Here is a 635-nt window from a genome sequence, read left to right on the forward strand (position 1 = left end):
GATGAATAGCTATATGCATTCATAGGCGCATAAGGCGTAAGGAGGTATGACATGTTAAGTCGTAAGAAACAAGAAGAATTAAGAGAACAACGGGCGAGTTTAAATTATCCCGTTGCGCAAATTAAACGTACGAGTCAAGAGACCTTAGAAATTAACGGGCAATCATTTGTGCTTGTAGATAATTACCGAGATGCTTTAGATATTGAAGCGTTGGCTGACCGGTATATGGATATTTTAGATATTTATGACTTTGTCGTGGGAGACTGGTCTTATGAACAATTACGGTTGAAGGGCTTCTTTGCTGATGATGCAAAAATTGGCTCATTAGAGCAAAAAATCAAGCATTTACCTGATTACTTACTAGAATATGGGAGTTTTGGGGCCGCTTATTTTGTGATATTGCATGAACGTACTGGAGAAGAAATTCAAAAACGAAACGAAGCCTTTTGGACTCAACAAAAACACCAAAACCAAGAATCTTCAAGAAGTAAACAAAATAAAAACCAATCACAAAGGTCAGCGAGTCGGAAATCTTACCAAGGGAACAAAGCAGACAACCGACATAAATCGTCTGGGCCAAACCAAAATAAAGAGAAACACAAACAGCGAGGGTCAAACAAGAAGCTTGAAAGTAC

1 protein-coding gene is annotated in these 635 nt (G+C 38.4%); it reads left to right on the forward strand.

What is annotated here, in order from left to right; genetic code table 11:
* Nucleotides 1-51: 51 nt before the first annotated feature.
* On the forward strand, nucleotides 52-635 hold a 584-nt coding region (locus tag ACRCJ0_RS18220; RefSeq protein WP_431391545.1), incomplete at its 3' end, for a YutD family protein.

The sequence above is a fragment of the Aerococcus sp. L_32 genome, assembly GCF_050689315.1.